This window comes from Moritella sp. 28, assembly GCF_018219435.1.
Lineage (GTDB): Bacteria > Pseudomonadota > Gammaproteobacteria > Enterobacterales > Moritellaceae > Moritella.
Genome location: NZ_CP056121.1, coordinates 801,738 through 821,918 on the forward strand (window position 1 = coordinate 801,738; position 20,181 = coordinate 821,918).

Consider the following 20,181-nt stretch of genomic DNA (forward strand, 5'->3'; position numbering starts at 1 on the left):
TATTGAAGAATTAAATCAAGATTTGTCATCAATTAACATTTAATTATGTTAATAAATAGCCAAGTCTTGATATATTTGAGTAGACAGTAGAGAATATCTAAAGGGTTCTGCAGCCTTGCATTTTAATTGTAAGGACCACAGGATTAAAATTTAAAATGTAAGTTGTTGTTAAACTGTCTATATTTAGAATATATTGAGTGTATCAACTGTTTTTTTTCAGGGAACTTAAGACCCGGAGAGGCTAGATTTTGAGTGATATGGCAAAAAATCTGATTTTATGGCTGGTTATTGCAGTCGTATTAATGTCAGTATTTCAGAGTTTCGGACCAAATGAGAGTTCAAGTAATCAGTTAGATTACAGTTCATTTGTACAACAAGTTAGAAATAAACAAGTTAACGAAGTTAAGATCAACGGACGTACTATCCGTGGTGTTAGCCAAGGTGGACAGAAATTCGTTACTTTCTTACCAGCGGAAGATCCACAGCTATTAAATGATCTGCTAAACAATAACGTTAAAGTATTTGGTGAGCCTGAAGAGGAAGCAAGTTTATTGACTTCTATCTTCATCTCTTGGTTCCCAATGCTATTACTGATCGGTGTTTGGGTATTCTTCATGCGTCAAATGCAAGGTGGCGGCGGTAAAGGTGCTATGTCATTTGGCAAAAGTAAAGCACGCTTAATGAGTGAAGACCAAATTAAAACGACGTTTGCTGATGTTGCAGGCTGTGATGAAGCAAAAGAAGAAGTTGCTGAATTGGTTGATTACTTAAAAGACCCAAGTCGCTTCCAGAAATTGGGTGGTAAAATCCCAACCGGTATCTTATTGGTTGGTTCACCAGGTACAGGTAAAACATTACTTGCTAAGGCTATTGCTGGTGAAGCAAAAGTACCATTTTTCACTATTTCAGGTTCTGATTTCGTTGAAATGTTTGTGGGTGTGGGTGCATCTCGTGTGCGTGACATGTTTGAACAAGCGAAAAAATCATCACCTTGTATCATCTTTATCGATGAAATCGATGCTGTAGGCCGCAAACGTGGTTCTGGCATGGGTGGCGGTCACGATGAACGTGAGCAAACGCTTAACCAAATGCTAGTTGAAATGGATGGCTTTGAAGGTAATGAAGGTATCATTGTTATTGCTGCGACGAACCGTCCAGACGTACTTGATCCTGCGCTATTACGTCCAGGCCGTTTTGATCGTCAGGTAACGGTTGGTCTTCCTGATATCCGTGGTCGTGAACAGATCTTAAAAGTGCATATGCGTAAAGTGCCAATTAGTGATGATGTTGAAACTGTACTTATTGCACGTGGTACCCCAGGTTTCTCAGGTGCTGAACTTGCTAACCTTGTTAACGAAGCAGCACTATTTGCAGCTCGTAGTAATAAACGTACAGTATCAATGGCTGAGTTTGAAAAAGCTAAAGATAAGATCTTAATGGGTGCTGAACGTAAGAGCATGTTAATGAGCGAAGAAGAGAAAACGATGACAGCGTACCATGAAGCTGGTCACGCAATCGTTGGTCGCTTAGTACCGGATCATGATCCAGTTTATAAAGTAAGTATCATTCCACGTGGTCGCGCACTAGGTGTCACTATGTACTTACCTGAGCAAGATCGTGTTAGTCATTCAAAACGTCATTTAGAAAGCATGATCTCAAGCCTTTACGGTGGTCGTATTGCTGAAGAAATCATCTTTGGTAAAGACAGTGTATCAACGGGCGCATCCAATGATATTGAACGTGCTACAGATATTTCTCGTAAAATGGTAACGCAATGGGGTCTATCTGAAAAATTAGGTCCGATGAAGTTTGCTGATGAGCAAGGTGAAATCTTCCTTGGTGGTGGTGGTACACAGGCTGCAAGTATGTCTGATGAGACCGCAAAACTGATTGATGATGAAATTCGTTATTTGGTTGAAAGTAACTATAAACGTTCGCATCAGCTGTTAACGGACAATATGGATATTCTTCATTCAATGAAAGATGCATTGATGAAGTATGAAACCATTGATGCCAAGCAAATTGATGATCTAATGGCACGTGTTGAAGTTCGCGCTCCAGCGGACTGGGGCGAAAGCTACGGTACTATTGATAGCGACAGTACTAAAGATGCTAAAAAAGAAACTAAAATAGATAATGAAGAAGATAGCAATAAAAAAGATACAGAATAAGCCTCGCTTACTCAGTATTACTTTATAGCTATTAATTCATGATAGAATAAACCTCGAGCGTAACTCGGGGTTTTTTTTTAGGGATAGGATGATAATGCAGTTAAACTTAGAGACCAATAGCAGTCGTGTTAAAATACTCGATCTAAGTAAACCAGTAGTCATGGGCATTTTAAATGTCACACCTGACTCATTTTCTGATGGCGGTCAGTATCACACTTTAGATGCAGCCTTTAAACAAGCACAACAAATGGTCGCTGATGGCGCTAAGATCATTGATATTGGCGGTGAATCTACGCGTCCTGGCGCCAGTGCTGTTAGCTTAGAAGAAGAGCTTGCCCGTGTTATTCCTATTATTAGACGCATATCAACAAATCTAGATGTGGTTATTTCTATCGATACCAGTAAGGCACAAGTGATGCGTGAAGCCATTGCTGCGGGTGCGCACATTATTAATGATGTGAGAGCACTGCAGCAAGAAGGTGCACTACAAGCTGCGGCAGAACTTGCTGTGCCTGTGTGTATTATGCACATGCAAGGCCAGCCAAGTACAATGCAAGATGCACCATCTTATCAAGATGTAACGGCAGAAGTGATCGCGTTTTTACAACAGCGAATCGGTGACTGTATTAATGCAGGCATTAAGCGTGAAAATATTATTCTCGACCCGGGCTTTGGTTTTGGTAAAACGCTAGAACAGAATTATCAATTACTCGCTGATACACCGCTATTTCATCAATTTGATTTACCCATTTTGATTGGTGTTTCACGAAAGTCGATGATAGGTAATTTATTGCAATGTGATGAGTCTCAGCGTTTAGCTGGCAGTCTTGCGTGTGCAAATAGTGCCGCTACAGATGGTGCCCATATATTTCGTGTGCATGATGTACGAGAGACTGCTGATACTTTAGCGATTGTCGCTCAGCTCAAAAAACATCGTGTGCGCTAATAAAATAACGAACGCTATATACAGTATATAGTTTTTCATTTTAAAAATAGAATATGGTTAAGTGTATCGCTGGACCAAAAATAAAAATATTAGGGATTAAATATGTCAAGAAAGTATTTTGGTACCGATGGTATTCGAGGTCTTGTAGGTGTAGCACCAATCACACCTGAGTTTGCACTTAAATTGGGCTGGGCTGCAGGTAAGGTACTTGCAAAGCAAGGGACAAGAAAAGTCCTCATCGGTAAAGATACCCGTATTTCTGGTTATATGTTGGAATGTGCTTTAGAAGCGGGTTTATCTGCTGCAGGGCTTGACGTCGCGTTTATGGGACCAATGCCGACGCCGGCGGTTGCTTATTTAACGCGTACATTCCGTGCTGAAGCGGGTATTGTGATCAGTGCATCACACAATCCATACCACGATAACGGTATTAAGTTCTTCTCTGCAAACGGTACTAAGCTACCGGATGACGTTGAACTAGCGATTGAAGCGCAATTAGACAAAGAATTAACCTGCGTTGAATCAGCTGAATTAGGTAAAGCAGTACGTATTGATGACGCAGCGGGTCGTTATATTGAATATTGTAAAGGTACATTCCCGCCTCGCGCAAGTTTAAAGGGGCTGAAAATTGTGTTGGATTGTGCCCATGGTGCAACTTACCATATCGCACCAAACGTATTTAGAGAGTTAGGCGCAGAGATCATTACAATCGGTGTCGAGCCAAATGGTTTGAACATTAATGATGGTTGTGGGGCAACGGCGCCTGAAGCATTGGCTGCACGTGTACTTGCTGAAAAAGCTGATTTAGGTGTCGCTTATGATGGTGATGGCGATCGTCTGATGATGGTTGATCATACTGGCTATGTGATTGATGGTGATGAAGTTCTTTACATTATTGCACGTGATGCACTGCGTAATGGCGTATTAAAAGGTGGTGTCGTTGGTACATTAATGGCGAATATGGGCTTAGAGCTAGCGCTTAAGTCTCTGGGTGTTCCATTTGCACGTAGTGCGGTTGGCGATCGCTATGTGGTTGAAATGATGCTTGAAAAAGGTTGGCGTATAGGTGGTGAAAATTCAGGCCATATTATTTCTCTGGATCACACCACAACAGGCGACGGCATTGTATCAAGCCTATTAGTATTAGCTGCACTGGTTAATAGTGGATTAACGCTGAAAGAATTACGCTCTGGTATGAGTAAATTCCCACAAGTATTAGTGAATGTTCGTTTTAGTGGTGATTCAGATCCACTATTAGCGGAGTCAGTACAACAGTCGGTAGCAGATGTTGAACAAGAACTTGCTGATCGTGGTCGTGTATTGTTACGTAAATCAGGTACTGAGCCACTTATCCGTGTGATGGTCGAAGGTGAAGATGAAACGCATGTATTAGCGCTTGCCAATAAAATTGCAGATGCCGTAAAAGCCACGTTTTAAACTCGCGTGAAGGGTAGTTTGAGGCTTATTTGTATACGGCAACTGGTGTTGTTTTGTGCTAAAGCCTTTTATTCATTGTTTTTTTAATAATCAGCTTGCAACTAAGGTGGAGGTTAGATAATATCTCCTCCGCTTTACCACTTAATGTTATTTAGTTACAAAGTGACTGTGTATGATTTAAGTGTCCCTTACCTCGGGTAAGGATGTTCGATAAAGCTATATTAAACCTTTTGAGATTTAGGTATTAAAATGTACGAAGTTATTATTGTTATTTACTTAATTGTTGCACTTGCAATCATTGGATTCGTTCTAATGCAGCAGGGCAAAGGCGCTGATATGGGTGCTAGCTTTGGTTCAGGTGGCTCAAATACAGTATTTGGTGCTAGCGGTTCAGGTAACTTTTTAACTCGCGCAACAGCAGTGCTTGCAATTGTGTTTTTTGCGTTAAGCCTAACGTTAGGTAACTTATCTACACAATCTAAGACTGATGTGATTTTAGATGCAGAGAAACCTGCAATCACAAGTGATGTGCCAGTAGCGCCAGTAAGCAATAGCGACATACCTCAATAAAGAATAAGCCGTGGTGGTGAAATTGGTAGACACGCCAGCTTGAGGGGCTGGTGTCCGAAAGGACGTGCGGGTTCAAGTCCCGCCCACGGCACCAAATAAGAAAAACCTTAGTAGCTGATACTAAGGTTTTTTTTTGCCTGGATTTTAATAAAAGATAGAGCTAAGCGGTTATTTTAATTCGTATATACGCTTTATTTAAAAATAATTTAGGTCTATTGATTACTGCCGTTAAGCAGTTTCACTATTTAAGTGAATTTGGCCTTGCTTATTATAGTAGCAATAGCCTATAATCAGCGCAGTAAGATTGTTGTCGCGGGATGGAGCAGTTTGGTAGCTCGTCGGGCTCATAACCCGAAGGTCGTTGGTTCAAATCCGGCTCCCGCAACCATTTCTTATACCTGTTGATAAGGCTAGTCAACAGTGTGCAAATAGCATTACTTAAATTTAATTTTATCTCTGGTAAATGTAATTTACGTAATACTATTGGCTTCTTGCTTATTATTTATTTAATAAGCGCTGCGAAAGTGGCATACAAGGTCTAGTAGTAAGAAGCCCCGCCTTATAGTCGGGGCTTTTTATTTTTTAAATTACGGGCATATGCCCTTTTTTTGTTTTTAGGGGGTTGTTTTGGCGAGTTTAGAACAAACACTAACTGAATTGTTAGAACCAACAGTTGAAATGTTAGGTTTTGAACTTATTGGTATTGAGTTTACACGAGCGGGTAAACACTCAACATTACTTGTTTATATCGATCATGAAAACGGTATTTTTGTTGACGATTGCTCGAAAGTAAGTCACCAAGTTAGCGCTATCATGGATGTTGAAGATCCAATCAGTACAGAGTACTTCTTAGAAGTATCTTCACCTGGTATGGAACGTCCATTATTTAAAGTGTCACACTACCAAGAGTACTGTGGTTCTGAAATTAAAGCATTATTACGTATGGCTGTGAATGGTCGTCGTAAATTTAAAGGCGTAATCAAAAGTGTTGATGGTGAGATGATCACTGTGACAATTGATGGCAAAGACGAAGTCTTTGCGCACGCAAATATTCAAAAAGCAAATATTGTTCCAAAATTTGACTAACGAGGCGTTCGGGAATGAATAAAGAAATTCTGTTAGTTGTTGATGCAGTTTCTAACGAGAAAGCACTACCTCGTGAGAAAATTTTCGAAGCACTGGAAATTGCACTAGCAACAGCAACTAAAAAAAGATATGAAGGCGAAATCGAAGTTCGTGTTGAAATTGATCGTAAAACTGGTAATTTCGAGACGTTTCGTCGCTGGCTTGTAATTGATGATAAAGGTGAACCTCTAGAGAATCCTTTCGCAGAAATTACTCTGGATGCAGCTAAATATGACGATGAAACTATCGAGGTTGGTGGTTACATTGAAGATATAATTGATTCAGTTGTGTTTGACCGTGTAACAACGCAAACAGCTAAACAAGTGATCATTCAAAAAGTACGTGAAGCAGAACGTGATTTAATCGTTCAGCAATACGCTAAACATGAAGGTGAGCTAATCACTGGTTTAGTAAAACGTGCTAACCGTGAAACAGTCGTATTAGATCTGGGTAACAATGCTGAAGCAGTAATGTTCCGTGATGAGATGTTACCACGTGAATCATTCCGTACTGGCGACCGTATTAAAGGTTTACTGAAAGAAGTAAAACCTGAAGCGCGTGGCACACAGTTATTTATTAGCCGTGCTTGTAACGAAATGCTAATCGAATTATTCCGCGTAGAAGTGCCAGAATTCAACGAAGAGATGCTTGAACTAAAAGCAGCTGCTCGTGATCCAGGCTCTCGTGCTAAAATTGCGGTTAAATCGAACGACAAACGTATCGATCCTGTTGGTGCTTGTGTTGGTATGCGTGGCGCACGTGTACAAGCTGTATCAAGTGAATTAAACGGCGAGCGTGTTGATATTATCCTTTGGGATGATAACCCTGCTCAGTTTGTTATCAACGCAATGGCTCCTGCTGAAGTTGCTTCTATTATTGTTGATGAAGATCAGCATTCAATGGATATTGCTGTTGAACAAGATAACCTAGCGCAAGCAATTGGCCGTAACGGTCAAAACGTACGTTTAGCATCACAACTGACTGGTTGGGAACTAAATGTAATGACAGTTGCTGACGCGAATGAAAAACATCAAAAAGAAAACGATCGTCTGATGACAATCTTCACTGATAAATTAGATATCGATGAAGATATGGCTGAACTACTGATCGGAGAAGGCTTCTCGTCATTAGAAGAAATCGCTTACGTTCCTGTAAACGAATTCTTACAAATCGAGGGTTTTGATGAAGATCTAGTTGATGAATTACGTTCTCGTGCTAAAAATGCACTAACGATATCTGCACTCGCTGCAGAAGAATCACTAGAAGGTGCTGAACCAAGTGCAGACTTATTAGCGCTTGAAGGCTTAGAAAAGCACCTTGCTTACGTATTTGCAAGTATCGGAGTAACAACTCTGGAAGAACTAGCAGAACAAGGCATCGATGATTTAAGTGAAGTTGAAGAGTTAACGGATGAACGTGCGGGTGAATTAATTATGGCTGCACGTAATATTTGTTGGTTCAGTGATAGCGAATAATAACGCGAAGAGAGGGATCGAACTACATGGCAGATGTATCAATTACAAAATTGGCCGAAGATATCGGTACTACTGTTGATCGCCTAGTACAACAATTCTCTGATGCTGGCATAGCAAAAGCGAACGACAGTACGGTAACGGAAGGTGAAAAGCAGACACTACTGGTGCACTTAAGTGAGCAACATGGTAGTGATACGGCTGAACCTAGTCGCTTAACATTACAGCGCAAAACCAAAAGCACGCTTAGCGTCGCAAGCGGTGGCGGTAAGCAAAAATCAGTTGCAGTAGAAGTACGTAAAAAACGTACTTACGTTAAACGTACTACAGCTGAAGATGAAGCGAAATTAGCAGAAGAAAAAGCGGCGCAAGAAGCGGCTGAACTGAAAGCTCAGGCAGAAGCGAAAGCACAAGCAGAGGCAAAAGCAATCGCTGATGCTGAAGCAAAAGTAAAAGCTGACGCAGAAGCAAAAGTAAAACGTGCTGCTGCAGAAGCAGCAAAACGTGAAACACAACAGAAAAATACTAAATCAAAAGAGGCAGATGATATGGCGAAGCGCGAAGCGGAAGCGTTGAAGCAGAAGCAAGAGCAGGAAGCCACTCGTAAAGCTGAGCTGGAAGCTCAACAAAAAACTGAAGAAGCACGTAAACTAGCAGAAGAGAATTCAGCACGTTGGGCTTCAGAAGATGCTGAACGTGAAAAGAAAGAGAAATCTGCAGATTACCATGTAACAACATCAACTCATGCACAAGCTGCAGAAGATGATGCAGATGCACGTTCAGAAAAGGGTGTTCGTAAGAAAAAACCTGCGGCACCAGCAGAAGTTGCAAAACCAGCGCCTAAAGGTAAAGGTAAAGCACGTAAAGCGAAAGGTCGTAAACCTGATAACCGTTATAGCCGTCATCAAGGTAAATCGGTTAACGCACCAGAAGCTATGCAACAAGGTTTTAATAAGCCTGTTGCTAAAGTTGAACGTGATGTTCGCATCGGTGAAACGGTCAGTGTTAGCGAACTAGCACAGAAAATGGCGATCAAAGCGACTGAAATCATCAAGTATATGATGAAGCAAGGTTCTATGGTTACTATTAACCAAGTACTTGACCAAGAAACTGCACAACTAATCGCAGAAGAAATGGGCCATAAAGTTATCTTGGTTAAAGAAAATGCACTTGAAGAAGCTGTATTAGCTGAAGCACAAGGTGAAGGTACTAAAGTTACTCGTGCACCAGTTGTTACTATCATGGGTCACGTAGACCACGGTAAAACATCACTTCTAGATTATATCCGTCGCGCTAAAGTTGCAGACGGTGAAGCCGGTGGTATTACTCAGCATATCGGTGCTTACCACGTTGAAACTGAAAACGGTATGATCTCTTTCCTTGATACTCCTGGACACGCGGCGTTTACGTCTATGCGTGCTCGTGGTGCTCAAGCGACAGATATCGTTGTGCTTGTTGTTGCGGCAGATGATGGTGTTATGCCACAGACTGTTGAAGCTATCCACCATGCGAAAGCAGCGGGTGTTCCACTGATCATTGCAGTGAACAAAATGGATAAAGAAGGTGCTGATCCGGATCGTGTTAAAAACGAACTTGCACAACATGACGTAATTCCAGAAGACTGGGGTGGCGAAAACATGTTTGTACACGTATCAGCTAAAGCTGGCATGGGTATTGATGAGCTACTTGAAGGTATCTTACTACAATCTGACATCTTAGAACTTGAAGCCGTTGCTACAGGTCCTGCTGCAGGTGTTGTAATCGAATCACGTCTTGATAAAGGTCGTGGTCCTGTTGCTACAGTACTTGTACAACAAGGTCAATTGAAGCGTGGCGATATCGTACTTTGTGGTCTTGAATATGGCCGTGTTCGTGCAATGCGTGATGAAAATGGTCAGCCAATCGAATGTGCGGGTCCTTCTATTCCAGTTGAGATCTTAGGTCTTTCAGGTGTACCTAAAGCGGGTGATGAAGCGACTGTAGTACGTGATGATAAGAAAGCACGTGAAGTTGCTCTTTACCGTCAAGGTAAATTCCGTGACGTTAAGCTGGCTCGTCAACAGAAATCTAAACTTGATAACATGTTTGCTAACATGGAAGCAGGTGAAGTTTCTGAATTGAATATCGTCCTTAAAGCAGATGTTCAAGGTTCACTTGAAGCACTTTGTGATTCGTTGGTTAAACTTTCAACTGATGAAGTTAAAGTTGCAATTATCGGACGTGGCGTTGGTGGTATTACTGAAACTGACGTAACACTTGCTGCTGCATCGAACGCTATCGTACTTGGTTTCAACGTACGTGCTGACGCAAAAGCGCGTGAAGTTGTAAGCAACGAAAGTGTTGATTTACGTTACTACAGCGTTATCTATGACTTGATTGATGAAGTTAAACAAGCGATGAGCGGTCTGCTTGCGCCTGAATTCCGTCAAGAAATCATTGGTCTTGCTGAAGTTCGTGATGTATTCAAATCACCTAAAATCGGCGCAATTGCTGGTTGTATGGTTACTGAAGGCATCATCAAACGTAGCGCTCCAATCCGTGTACTACGTGATAACATTGTTATCTACGAAGGTGAACTTGAATCACTACGTCGCTTTAAAGATGACGTACAAGAAGTTCGTATGGGTATGGAATGTGGTATCGGCGTTAAGAACTACAACGATGTTCGCGTTGGTGACCAAATTGAAGTATTCGAAACTGTTGAAATTAAACGTTCTCTGTAACGGTTAATAGCTCGGTTCGATTAAAATAACTTTATGGGGGCCTTAGGTCCCCATTTTCCTTTAGAGGAATTTAAAAATGGCAAAAGAATTCAGTCGTTCTCGTCGAGTTGCACAGCAACTACAACAAGAAATTGCGCGTATTTTACAACGTGAAGTTAAAGACCCACGTGTTGGTATGGTAACTGTATCAAGTATTGATCTGTCACGTGACCTTTCTTACGCAAAAGTGTATGTTACTTTCTTTAACATTGATAATGATGAAGAACGTATCAAAGAAGGCGTTGCAGCATTAGAAACGGCAAGTGGTTATATCCGCTCGTTAGTTGGCAGTGCAATGAAGTTACGAATTGTACCTGAACTACGTTTTATTTATGACAATACACTCGTTGAAGGTATGCGTCTTTCAAGTCTTGTAACTGAAGTACGTGCTAAAGATAAAAAACTGCAAGATGATTATGGCACTACGGCAGATGAAAAAGACGCTCCTGAAGGAGAGTCTTAGTCATGTCTGGACGTCGTCGTCGATGGAACGGCCGTGATGTACACGGTGTATTCTTGTTGGATAAACCGACAGGCATAAGCTCAAACGATGCATTACAGCGTGTAAAGAAGATTTTCTTTGCTGCTAAAGCGGGTCACACTGGTGCCTTAGATCCATTGGCTACTGGTATGTTACCGTTATGCTTTGGTGAAGCAACGAAGTTTTCACAATTCTTACTTGATTCAGATAAGCGTTACTTAGTAACTGCAAAGCTGGGTGAACGTACGGACACATCAGACTCTGATGGTGAAGTCGTGCAAACACGAGCTGTTAGCGTAAGCGATGCTGAATTATTGATTGCACTTGATACTTTCCGTGGTAACACAGAGCAAGTGCCTTCAATGTTTTCGGCATTAAAGCACGAAGGTAAACCCTTGTACTGGTATGCGCGTCAAGGCATCTTTATCGATCGTCCTGCACGTCCTATTACCGTTTTTGAACTTAAATTATTAAGTTATGAAAATGATGAAGTTAATCTAGAAATCCACGTGAGTAAGGGGACTTATATCCGTACTATCGTTGATGATTTGGGTGAGCTATTGGGCTGCGGTGCACACGTGAGTATGCTACGTCGTATCGGTGTTAGCGCTTATCCAGCAGACCGAATGATTACGTTTGAAAAGCTGGAAGAGATGGTAGAGCAAGCTAATGCAGACGGTGTTGAGCCGAAAGATGTGCTTGATCCATTATTACTACCACTTGATTCAGCGGTAAGTCATTTACCGGAAGCGAACATGAGCACAGAGACAGGTGATTTTGTATTACACGGGCAACCCGTTGTTGTACCTAATACTCCTGAATCAGGCTTAGTGCGTATGACGGTTGGTGGTGAGCGTACTTTCATTGGCGTTGGTAGTATCGATGACCAAGGTAGGGTCGCTCCTAAACGTATCGTTAATTACGAAACACAGGCTCGCGAACCAAAATAAATCCATTATTCAGATATGAGTCATGGGTGAGATAAAAGGCATTGTTACGTGAGTAATAGTGCCTTTTTTATACGACTTTTTATGCGTCATATTCGTTTGTAAATTGATCAGTGAAAATGATTGCAGGAATACACTGACCTCTGTATACTCCGCGGTTCTTCTTATAGCTGAACGAGTGGTCGGCTATAAGCTATTTATCTATATTGGAGACTCCACTATGTCACTAAACGCTGAAGCTAAAGCAGCTATCGTTGCAGATTTCGCACGCCAAGAAGGCGACACTGGTTCAACTGAAGTTCAAGTTGCACTACTAACTGCACAAATCAACCACCTTCAAGGTCACTTCAAGAAGCACATCCACGATCACCACAGCCGTCGTGGTCTATTACGTATGGTTGCTAGCCGTCGTAAACTTCTTGACTACCTAAAACGTACTGAGAATGCACGTTATGCAGATCTTATCGCACGTCTAGGTCTACGTCGTTAATCGACAATTAATTTGACGTCTACGGGCAACAAATTATAAAAAAGGAGCCAATTGGCTCCTTTTTGTTTTTAAATTTCCCTTCAAATTATTCCTACTTAGAATTATTTTTCAACTTATTTCACTATTTCCAATACTTACATTGCCCTTTAATTTTTTTATGCAGTATACTTAGCGACGAAATTAAAGAGACATTAAAGATTAAGGACAAAGAGTGAATCCTATCGTAAAATCGTTTAAGTATGGTGAACATACAGTTACATTAGAGACAGGTGTTATTGCACGTCAAGCAACAGCAGCTGTAATGGCAAGCATCGGTGATACTTCTGTTTTAGTAAGTGTTGTTGGTAAAAAACAAGCTGAAGCTGGTCGTGATTTCTTCCCGCTAACAGTGAACTACCAAGAACGTACTTACGCTGCAGGTAAGATCCCTGGTGGCTTCTTCAAACGTGAAGGCCGTCCAAGTGAAGGCGAGACTTTAACCTGTCGCCTTATCGACCGTCCAATCCGTCCACTATTTCCTGCTGGCTTCAAAAATGAAGTACAAGTAGTTGCTACTGTTGTATCTGTTAACCCTGAAATTCAACCTGATTTGGTTGCATTAATCGGTGTTTCAGCTGCATTAAGTATCTCTGGTATGCCATTCAATGGCCCAATTGGTGCTGCACGTATCGGTTTCCAAAATGACGAATACATTCTTAACCCATCAACATCTGAGTTAGCAGAAAGCCAACTAGACCTTGTTGTTGCAGGTACTGAAAATGCAGTACTTATGGTTGAGTCTGAAGCTGAAATTCTTAGCGAAGAACAAATGCTTGGCGCGGTAATGTACGGCCACGAGCAAATGCAAGTTGTTGTTGAAGCAATTAAAGAATTTGCAGCAGAAGTTAATACACCAAAATGGGAATGGACTGCACCAGTAGTAAACACTGAGCTTAAAGCGAAAATCGCAGAACTAGCATCAGGCGACCTTGCTGAAGCATACCAAATCCAAGAAAAAACTGAACGTTACGCTAAAGTTGGTGGCATCAAGTCAGCAGTAATCGCTAAACTTCAAGAAGAAAACGAAGAGCTAAACACGCGTGAAGCAGGTGATTTACTGAGTTCTTTAGAAAAGAACATCGTACGTAACCGTATTCTTGATGGCGAACCTCGTATTGATGGTCGTGATCCAGAAATGATCCGTGCGCTAAGCGTAATGACTGGCGTTCTACCACGTACACACGGTAGCTCACTATTCACACGTGGTGAAACTCAATCGTTAGTAACTGCAACATTAGGCACAGAACGTGATGCACAACGTATTGACAGTCTAACTGGCGAAACAGTTGACCGTTTCCTAATGCACTACAACTTCCCTCCTTACTGTGTTGGTGAAACTGGTATGGTAGGTTCGCCTAAACGTCGTGAAATCGGTCACGGTCGTCTAGCGAAACGTGGTGTTTTAGCGGTTATGCCTACTGCAGATGAATTCCCGTACACTGTACGTGTTGTATCTGAAATTACTGAATCTAACGGTTCAAGCTCAATGGCTTCTGTATGTGGTACTTCGTTAGCACTTATGGACGCAGGTGTGCCAATCAAGGCTTCTGTTGCGGGTATCGCAATGGGCCTAGTGCTTGATGGTGACCGTAGCGTAGTTCTTTCAGACATTCTTGGTGATGAAGATCACTTAGGTGACATGGACTTTAAAGTTGCTGGTTCAAATGGTGGTATCACTGCACTACAGATGGATATCAAAATTGAAGGTATCACTAAAGAGATCATGCAGAAAGCGCTTGTACAAGCAAAAGCTGCACGTCTACACATCTTAAGTGTTATGGATCAAGCTATCGCAACTAACCGTGATGACGTATCTGAATTCGCTCCGCGTATTCATACAATCAAAATCAACACGGACAAGATCAAAGACATCATCGGTAAAGGTGGCGCAACAATCCGTGCTCTTACTGAAGAAACTGGTACTACGATTGAAATCGAAGATGATGGTACAGTGAAAATTGCAGCGACAAGTGGCGAACAAGCACAAGCAGCAATCGAACGTATTCACCAACTAACAGCTGAAGTTGAAGTTGGTCAAATCTACGAAGGTAAAGTTGTACGTCTAGCTGACTTCGGCGCATTTGTTAACATCTTACCTGGTAAAGATGGCTTAGTTCATATCTCGCAAATTACGCAAGAACGTGTGAACAAAGTTGCAGATCACCTGTCTGTAGAACAAGTAGTTAAAGTTAAAGTTCTAGAAGTAGACCGTCAAGGTCGTATCCGTTTAAGTATTAAAGAAGCAATGGACGCTCCTGCAGCGCCTGCTGAGCAACCAGTTAGCGAATAACTTGTTGTTATATTTAGATTGATTATTTTAAGGAGCGTTGATACGCTCCTTTTTTATATCTGCAAAAATAAGTGGTTTAATTATGAAACGATGTCTTAGTTTATTTATTACTGCAGCCTTACTTTCTGGTTGTAGTTCATTATCGGGGTCTTTTTCGGCTGATGACCGCACGCCTTCTGAATTAATTCTCGCTGAACCACTACAAGTTAATTATCAAACCGAAATTATGCTAATGCGTTATAGCCAACTTATTCTTGATGCTAAAGATGATCGGGCTCGTCAAGCTCGTTATTTTTATGAGCGTGGTTTACTTGCTGATAGCATGGGGTTACGTTCACTGGCTCATGCTGACTTTCAGCGTGCATTAACATTACAGCCAAACTTTGTGCCTGCTTATAATTTTATTGGTTTGTATATGACGCAGACCGAGCAATTTGATGAAGCGTTTGATGCCTATGATTCAATCGCGGAATTAGAGCCTGAAAATAATTACGTATTACTTAATCGTGGCATCGCGTTGTATTATGGCGAACGTTATACATTAGCTGTAGATGACCTTATCAGTGCTTACGATGAAGCACCTAACGACCCATTTAGAACGTTGTGGTTGTATTACCCTGAATATCACATTAATGCAGAACAAGCGTTAAAATCAGTTAAATCACGTTATGACCAACACATTGATGATAGCTGGTCATGGAATATCGTCGCGCTCTATACGCAAGCGATAAATGAAACTCAATTGTTGGATAAATTACTTGATGGACTGGATAAGCACGAACGAACTTATAACCAAACATTGGCACATCGTTTAACGGAAGCGTACTTTTATTTGGGTAAATACAAGTTGTTAATGAATGACAAGAGTGCAGCAGAAAGCTATTTCAAATTAGCATTAAGTAATAATGTGTATGAATTTATCGAGCATGGTTATGCACGTTTAGAACTGGCAAGATTAGCAAGTAACCGCTAAGAAGATCTAATGTCCTCCCAGCTACCCCTTTGAAGTCAAAAGGGGGGCTGGGTCTAGGATGTGGTTATGAACTCACGGTCTCCAATCCTGCTATTTGGTGCCAATAACCATTACATTCGCGATCTAGTTGCAAGTCGAATTTAATATCTTGTTCCGCAGCTTGTTTAAACTGAGCTAGTGTTTGGAATGCAGAATCTCCTAGCGGACTCACACGCACTACATCCACCAAATCGTGCATGCTTGCCACATCATTTAACAGATTATATTTGTAACCTGACATGGTTTGAATGCCATTAATGGTAAACAGTTCTTTATTGTCTTGGCTATAGACGGGTTTGCCATTCGCGTGGTGGATACAGCAAAGTTCGCAATCATCTTTTGCTCTGTTTTCTGAGCGAGCGGTAAAACAGCGTGCAGAGTAGGCCAGTGGTAAATGACCATGGGCGAATACTTCGATTTCAAATTGATCACGGATATTCAGCAGTTTGCTGTCCTCTTGCAGTTGCACTAGCCAGTCTCGCGACAACTCAACAGGCATAACCCAACGCTGCATGCCTTTATTGACTAATAACTGTAGCACTTGAGCATTATAGACATTAAGCGCATGGCCACAAACAAAGGGCGTTTTTGCTTCGGCTAATAAGTTGATTGCGCCAAAGTCATTAGCTTCAACAATAAAATTACCATTTTCACAGTATTTACGGAGAATATTAACTTCTGATGGTGCTTCTAATAGCGCCATGGTTGAGATCACCACTTGCTTACCTGAATCGGCAATTTCTTTGGCTAATCCTAACCAGTCTTTTGGTTTTAATTCGCGGCGTTTGCTGCAAACTGTTTCACCAAGATAAATAATATCTGCCTGTGAATTCACCGCGGCAGCATAAAAATCTTCGACTTGTTGTTTTGGCCAATAATATAAAATTGGTCCTAATGCGTATTTCATATAATTCTCACTAATGCCTATTATTGCCAGTCTCTGTGATAAGCGCCAAGGGTGGTGCTGGTACCTTCAGAGAGCTGATCGAGCTGTTTATTCCAAGCGGCTTCAACCTGATACTTATCTGGATTTTGTTTGTAACGATCGATAGCGGCACGCCATACGCGGGTTACTTGCTCTGTATAAGCGGGGCTGCGTTGGCGTCCTTCAATTTTCACAGCTGAAATATTTGCTTGTGCAAGTTCTGGTATTAACGCAAGGGTATTCAAGCTGGTTGGCTCTTCTAGTGCATGAAACACTTTGCCGTCGACATTAAAACGGCCCTTACAAAGTGTCGGGTAGCCGGTTTTTTCATCGGGTTGGTAGCGGTCAATAAGTACGCCATTTAAGCGTGACTCTAGGCCTTTTTCGGTTTCTTGCCAGCGTACATATTTTGCTGGCGAACAAGCACCGACTGTATTTGGTGATTCGCCAGTTAAATAAGATGATAGGTAGCAACGACCTTCGGCCATGATGCATAAACTACCAAAGGCAAATACTTCGAGTTCAACATCGGTATTACGGGCCAATTGTTTTACTTGATGAATAGATAATACGCGGGGTAATACTACCCGACTGACATTAAAATTATTGGTATAAAAATTAATGGCTTCCACATTTGTTGCTGATGCTTGCACGGATAGGTGTAACTCTAAATCTGGGTATTTTTTGGTTGCGTAGTCAAGTACAGCTACATCAGAGATAATAGCGGCATCTACCCCCATGTCAGCGCAACGATCAACGGCGCGTTCCCAACGTTCTAATTTTCCTGGGTGAGCAAAGGTATTGATGGCCACGTGTAAATGCCGATCATGACTGCGAATATAATCGACCGCTTTATCTAGTTTTTTATCAGTAAAGTTCAAACCAGCGAAATGACGGGCATTGGTATCGTCTTTAAAGCCGATATAAACAGCATCAGCGCCATTATCAACCGCTGTTTTTAATGCCGGTAAATTACCAGCAGGGCAGAGTAATTCCATTGTTATAGTATCTTGAACGATGAATCTTGAGAAAAATTGTAAGGCATCGATGTTTTATTGGATTTGATTTAGGGCAGGATTATCTGAATTAATCTACTTTAAATTGACTTTGCTTAGGATATGGTCGCTGATGGCACGCTAAAATACTATTTTTATTCAAGGAGCATATTCTGATGCTACATACTCTACATCGTAAATTGGTACATACTGTACCTGGGCTATTAGCGATACCAGCTAAAATATTACCTTTTTCACTGCAAGAGAAAGTACTCTCACAAGTGTTTAATCGGGTATTTTCTGAAGGGCTAGAGGATGATGAATTTGAGTTTCTTGAACAAAAATGGCTGCAGGTTGAGATCACTGATTTAGGCATTAATTGGTTTATCAGTTGTAAAGATAATAAACTTATTATTGCGCCAAAAGCAGAATCAGTTGACGTTAGCTTTAAAGGTAATTTAAATGAGTTAGTATTAATTACCGCACGTAAAGAAGATCCTGACACACTGTTTTTCCAACGCCGTCTAAAAATTGAAGGTGATACAGAGTTGGGTCTCGAAGTCAAAAATATGCTCGATAGTTTTGATCTTGATGAGTTACCAAAACCAGTAACAACATTGTTGACTTATTTAGCTGATTTTATTCAGCAAGGTTTGGTTGAGCCTGAATTCAGCAGTACAGTAAAAGCCAACGTGACCACTTGAACCTTGGAAATCCGGCTTGCCGATTTTAACTAACACTGCATCGAGAATACCCATCATATATTTATAAGTATAATAGCAGCGAAGTGGGTATTCGCTTTATATTCGTCATTTATGATCTTCTGTGGTCATGCCTTAGTATGGTTATAGTATTGCTTTGAGCTATCACTATAGACCCCGCTTACTCTTCCCCCATATCATCAATAGATTAATATTAATTCCATATGGATATGGAAGTGATTTAGTAGTGAATATCTTTGATGCAAGGAGCATAAAGTGAGACTAGTTGTTATAAGTGGCAGCACCCGAAACAGGTCGACAACCATTAAGGTTGCACAATCAGTATTGCAATTAGCCGAGCAGTCGCAATTATTCAGTAAAGTGAGTTTATTAGATTTTGTAAAAGTAACCTTGCCTATTTGGGATAAGGCGATAAAAAATGAAATTGCGGATTGGCAAGAAGAGTGGCAGGTCTCTGCACAATTAATGCGGGCTGCAGACGCCATTATCATCGTCAGTCCAGAGTGGGAAGAAGAAAGCCTAGATAATTTTTATGCTTTTTGTGAACACGATAATTTACCTTTATTACCGGGAACGGTATTGCGTGTTGGTAGTAATTGCCGTGGCGCGTATTCGTCCACTGAGCTGTGGATGGCCAATTTCCGTAAAAATCGTACTTGTTTGATTTTGGAACATTTTATTGTGGCGACGATTGAGTCGGTTAATAATTGTAAAGAAGCTTATTATCCATTTGAAACTCCTTTAGTAGAACGTATACTGGCTAATTTAGGCTTGATGAAACAGCTGGTTGATAATGGTGGTTTATTATCTTCTTCAACAAGGTTGCATCTTGCTAAGTGTTAGCTGAGGTGTTGGATGTCATCAAAATTTCCCAAATTTGTAACTAAGCGTTTAGACATCCGCGTTGCGGTGGCGAACGACAGCGAAATGCTGCGTCAATATTATGTTCGTAATCAGATGCATTTAACACCTTGGGAACCGATTCGTAGTGACGCTTATTATACGTTACGTTGGTGGCAGCTTCGTATCAAGCAAATACATGCAGAGTTTGATGATGCGAGCGCAGTAAACTTTATTGCTATGACGCCTGATAAATCCGAAATCGTTGCGGTTGCTAACTTTAGTAATATTATTCAAGGCGTGTTTAAATCCTGTTACCTCGGTTACTCAATCGCAAAGTGTTATGAAGGGCAGGGTTTGATGGTTGAATTTTTACAGCGTTGTCTGGAGTTCATGTTTGAAAATGTGGGACTTAATCGCGTGATGGCTAATTACATACCAGAAAATGAGCGCAGTGGCGCGTTATTACAGCGGCTTGGTTTTGAACGTGAAGGGTATGCTCGAAAATATCTTAAAATTGCTGGAAGTTGGCAAGACCATATATTAACCGCGCTGCTTAAAGAAGACTGGTTAGCGCGAGAAAGAACAGAACAAAGTGGTAATAAGTTATAAGTCGATACTGACAAATAAAAACGGCGAGTTATTCACTCGCCGTTTTCGTATTTATCTTATTGGGTATCGCATACGATGGTTAACGTGCTGCTTTTGTCGCTTCTTGGATCATGACAAATTTTTCCCATAATACTTCCTCTTTTTCTACGTAATCCGGGTCAGTAATAATGCAGTTAATCGGGCAAACTGTTTTACAGGTCGGTTTATCATAATGACCTACGCATTCTGTGCATAATAGTGGGTCGATTTCATAAATCTTCGCGCCAAATGTAATTGCGCCATTCGGACATTCCGGATCGCACATATCACAGTTAATACACTTATCATTAATTAATAATGCCATAA

18 protein-coding genes and 2 tRNA genes are annotated in these 20,181 nt (G+C 41.2%); 17 read left to right on the forward strand and 3 right to left on the reverse strand.

What is annotated here, in order from left to right:
• Window positions 1-257: 257 nt before the first annotated feature.
• The 14 genes from ftsH (at window position 258) to nlpI (ending at window position 15,703) form a co-directional block, all read left to right on the forward strand.
• Window positions 258-2,171, forward strand: a complete 1,914-nt coding sequence (ftsH, locus tag HWV02_RS03695; protein WP_211678504.1) for an ATP-dependent zinc metalloprotease FtsH — start codon at window positions 258-260, stop codon at window positions 2,169-2,171.
• Window positions 2,172-2,265: 94 nt separating this feature from the next.
• On the forward strand, window positions 2,266-3,117 hold the full coding sequence (gene folP, locus HWV02_RS03700) for a dihydropteroate synthase (RefSeq protein ID WP_211678505.1): 852 nt from the start codon (window positions 2,266-2,268) through the stop codon (window positions 3,115-3,117).
• A gap of 102 nt (window positions 3,118-3,219) precedes the next feature.
• A complete protein-coding gene (glmM, locus tag HWV02_RS03705; RefSeq protein WP_211678506.1) occupies window positions 3,220-4,554 on the forward strand; it encodes a phosphoglucosamine mutase in 1,335 nt (444 codons plus the stop codon).
• Between the two features lie 249 nt (window positions 4,555-4,803).
• Window positions 4,804-5,124, forward strand: coding sequence for a preprotein translocase subunit SecG (gene secG, locus HWV02_RS03710; protein WP_211678507.1), 321 nt, complete (start codon window positions 4,804-4,806; stop codon window positions 5,122-5,124).
• A 7-nt stretch (window positions 5,125-5,131) separates the two neighbouring features.
• Window positions 5,132-5,218 (forward strand) — tRNA-Leu (locus tag HWV02_RS03715).
• A gap of 217 nt (window positions 5,219-5,435) precedes the next feature.
• Window positions 5,436-5,512 (forward strand) — tRNA-Met (locus HWV02_RS03720).
• A 239-nt stretch (window positions 5,513-5,751) separates the two neighbouring features.
• Window positions 5,752-6,210, forward strand: coding sequence for a ribosome maturation factor RimP (rimP, locus tag HWV02_RS03725; RefSeq protein ID WP_211674122.1), 459 nt, complete (start codon window positions 5,752-5,754; stop codon window positions 6,208-6,210).
• A gap of 14 nt (window positions 6,211-6,224) precedes the next feature.
• Window positions 6,225-7,724 (forward strand): transcription termination factor NusA, encoded by a 1,500-nt coding sequence (gene nusA, locus HWV02_RS03730; protein WP_211678508.1) that lies wholly within the window; start codon window positions 6,225-6,227, stop codon window positions 7,722-7,724.
• 26 nt (window positions 7,725-7,750) lie between these two features.
• The gene (infB, locus tag HWV02_RS03735) at window positions 7,751-10,444 is read left to right on the forward strand and encodes a translation initiation factor IF-2 (protein ID WP_211689742.1); all 2,694 of its coding nucleotides are present in this window, start codon (window positions 7,751-7,753) and stop codon (window positions 10,442-10,444) included.
• A gap of 76 nt (window positions 10,445-10,520) precedes the next feature.
• Window positions 10,521-10,946 (forward strand): 30S ribosome-binding factor RbfA, encoded by a 426-nt coding sequence (gene rbfA, locus HWV02_RS03740; protein WP_075477186.1) that lies wholly within the window; start codon window positions 10,521-10,523, stop codon window positions 10,944-10,946.
• 2 nt (window positions 10,947-10,948) lie between these two features.
• Window positions 10,949-11,914: a tRNA pseudouridine(55) synthase TruB gene (gene truB / locus HWV02_RS03745; RefSeq protein WP_211678510.1), complete on the forward strand. Its 966-nt coding sequence runs from the start codon at window positions 10,949-10,951 to the stop codon at window positions 11,912-11,914.
• 217 nt (window positions 11,915-12,131) lie between these two features.
• Window positions 12,132-12,401 (forward strand): 30S ribosomal protein S15, encoded by a 270-nt coding sequence (gene rpsO / locus HWV02_RS03750; protein ID WP_045111670.1) that lies wholly within the window; start codon window positions 12,132-12,134, stop codon window positions 12,399-12,401.
• A 211-nt stretch (window positions 12,402-12,612) separates the two neighbouring features.
• Window positions 12,613-14,730, forward strand: coding sequence for a polyribonucleotide nucleotidyltransferase (gene pnp, locus HWV02_RS03755; RefSeq protein WP_211678511.1), 2,118 nt, complete (start codon window positions 12,613-12,615; stop codon window positions 14,728-14,730).
• Between the two features lie 82 nt (window positions 14,731-14,812).
• Complete coding sequence (nlpI, locus tag HWV02_RS03760; RefSeq protein ID WP_211678512.1) at window positions 14,813-15,703, forward strand: lipoprotein NlpI; 891 nt, start codon at window positions 14,813-14,815, stop codon at window positions 15,701-15,703.
• Between the two features lie 64 nt (window positions 15,704-15,767).
• Here the strand turns inward: nlpI and HWV02_RS03765 are convergent, their stop codons facing one another.
• Together HWV02_RS03765 and HWV02_RS03770 are read right to left on the reverse strand one after the other, a co-directional pair.
• Entirely contained in the window at window positions 15,768-16,649 is an 882-nt protein-coding gene (locus HWV02_RS03765) for a U32 family peptidase (protein ID WP_211689743.1), read from the reverse strand.
• A gap of 20 nt (window positions 16,650-16,669) precedes the next feature.
• Entirely contained in the window at window positions 16,670-17,665 is a 996-nt protein-coding gene (locus tag HWV02_RS03770) for a peptidase U32 family protein (RefSeq protein WP_211674129.1), read from the reverse strand.
• Window positions 17,666-17,838: 173 nt separating this feature from the next.
• Here HWV02_RS03770 and HWV02_RS03775 point away from each other — a divergent pair, with 173 nt between their 5' ends.
• From HWV02_RS03775 to rimJ, 3 genes are all read left to right on the forward strand, one after another.
• Window positions 17,839-18,366, forward strand: a complete 528-nt coding sequence (locus HWV02_RS03775; protein WP_211678514.1) for an SCP2 domain-containing protein — start codon at window positions 17,839-17,841, stop codon at window positions 18,364-18,366.
• A 273-nt stretch (window positions 18,367-18,639) separates the two neighbouring features.
• Entirely contained in the window at window positions 18,640-19,227 is a 588-nt protein-coding gene (locus tag HWV02_RS03780) for an NAD(P)H-dependent oxidoreductase (RefSeq protein WP_211678515.1), read from the forward strand.
• A gap of 12 nt (window positions 19,228-19,239) precedes the next feature.
• The gene (gene rimJ, locus HWV02_RS03785; RefSeq protein ID WP_211689744.1) at window positions 19,240-19,836 is read left to right on the forward strand and encodes a ribosomal protein S5-alanine N-acetyltransferase; all 597 of its coding nucleotides are present in this window, start codon (window positions 19,240-19,242) and stop codon (window positions 19,834-19,836) included.
• 79 nt (window positions 19,837-19,915) lie between these two features.
• On the opposite strand, the gene HWV02_RS03790 is transcribed toward rimJ, so the two are convergent.
• Window positions 19,916-20,179, reverse strand: a complete 264-nt coding sequence (locus HWV02_RS03790) for a YfhL family 4Fe-4S dicluster ferredoxin (RefSeq protein ID WP_067041447.1) — start codon at window positions 20,177-20,179, stop codon at window positions 19,916-19,918.
• Between the last annotated feature and the right edge of the window lie 2 nt (window positions 20,180-20,181).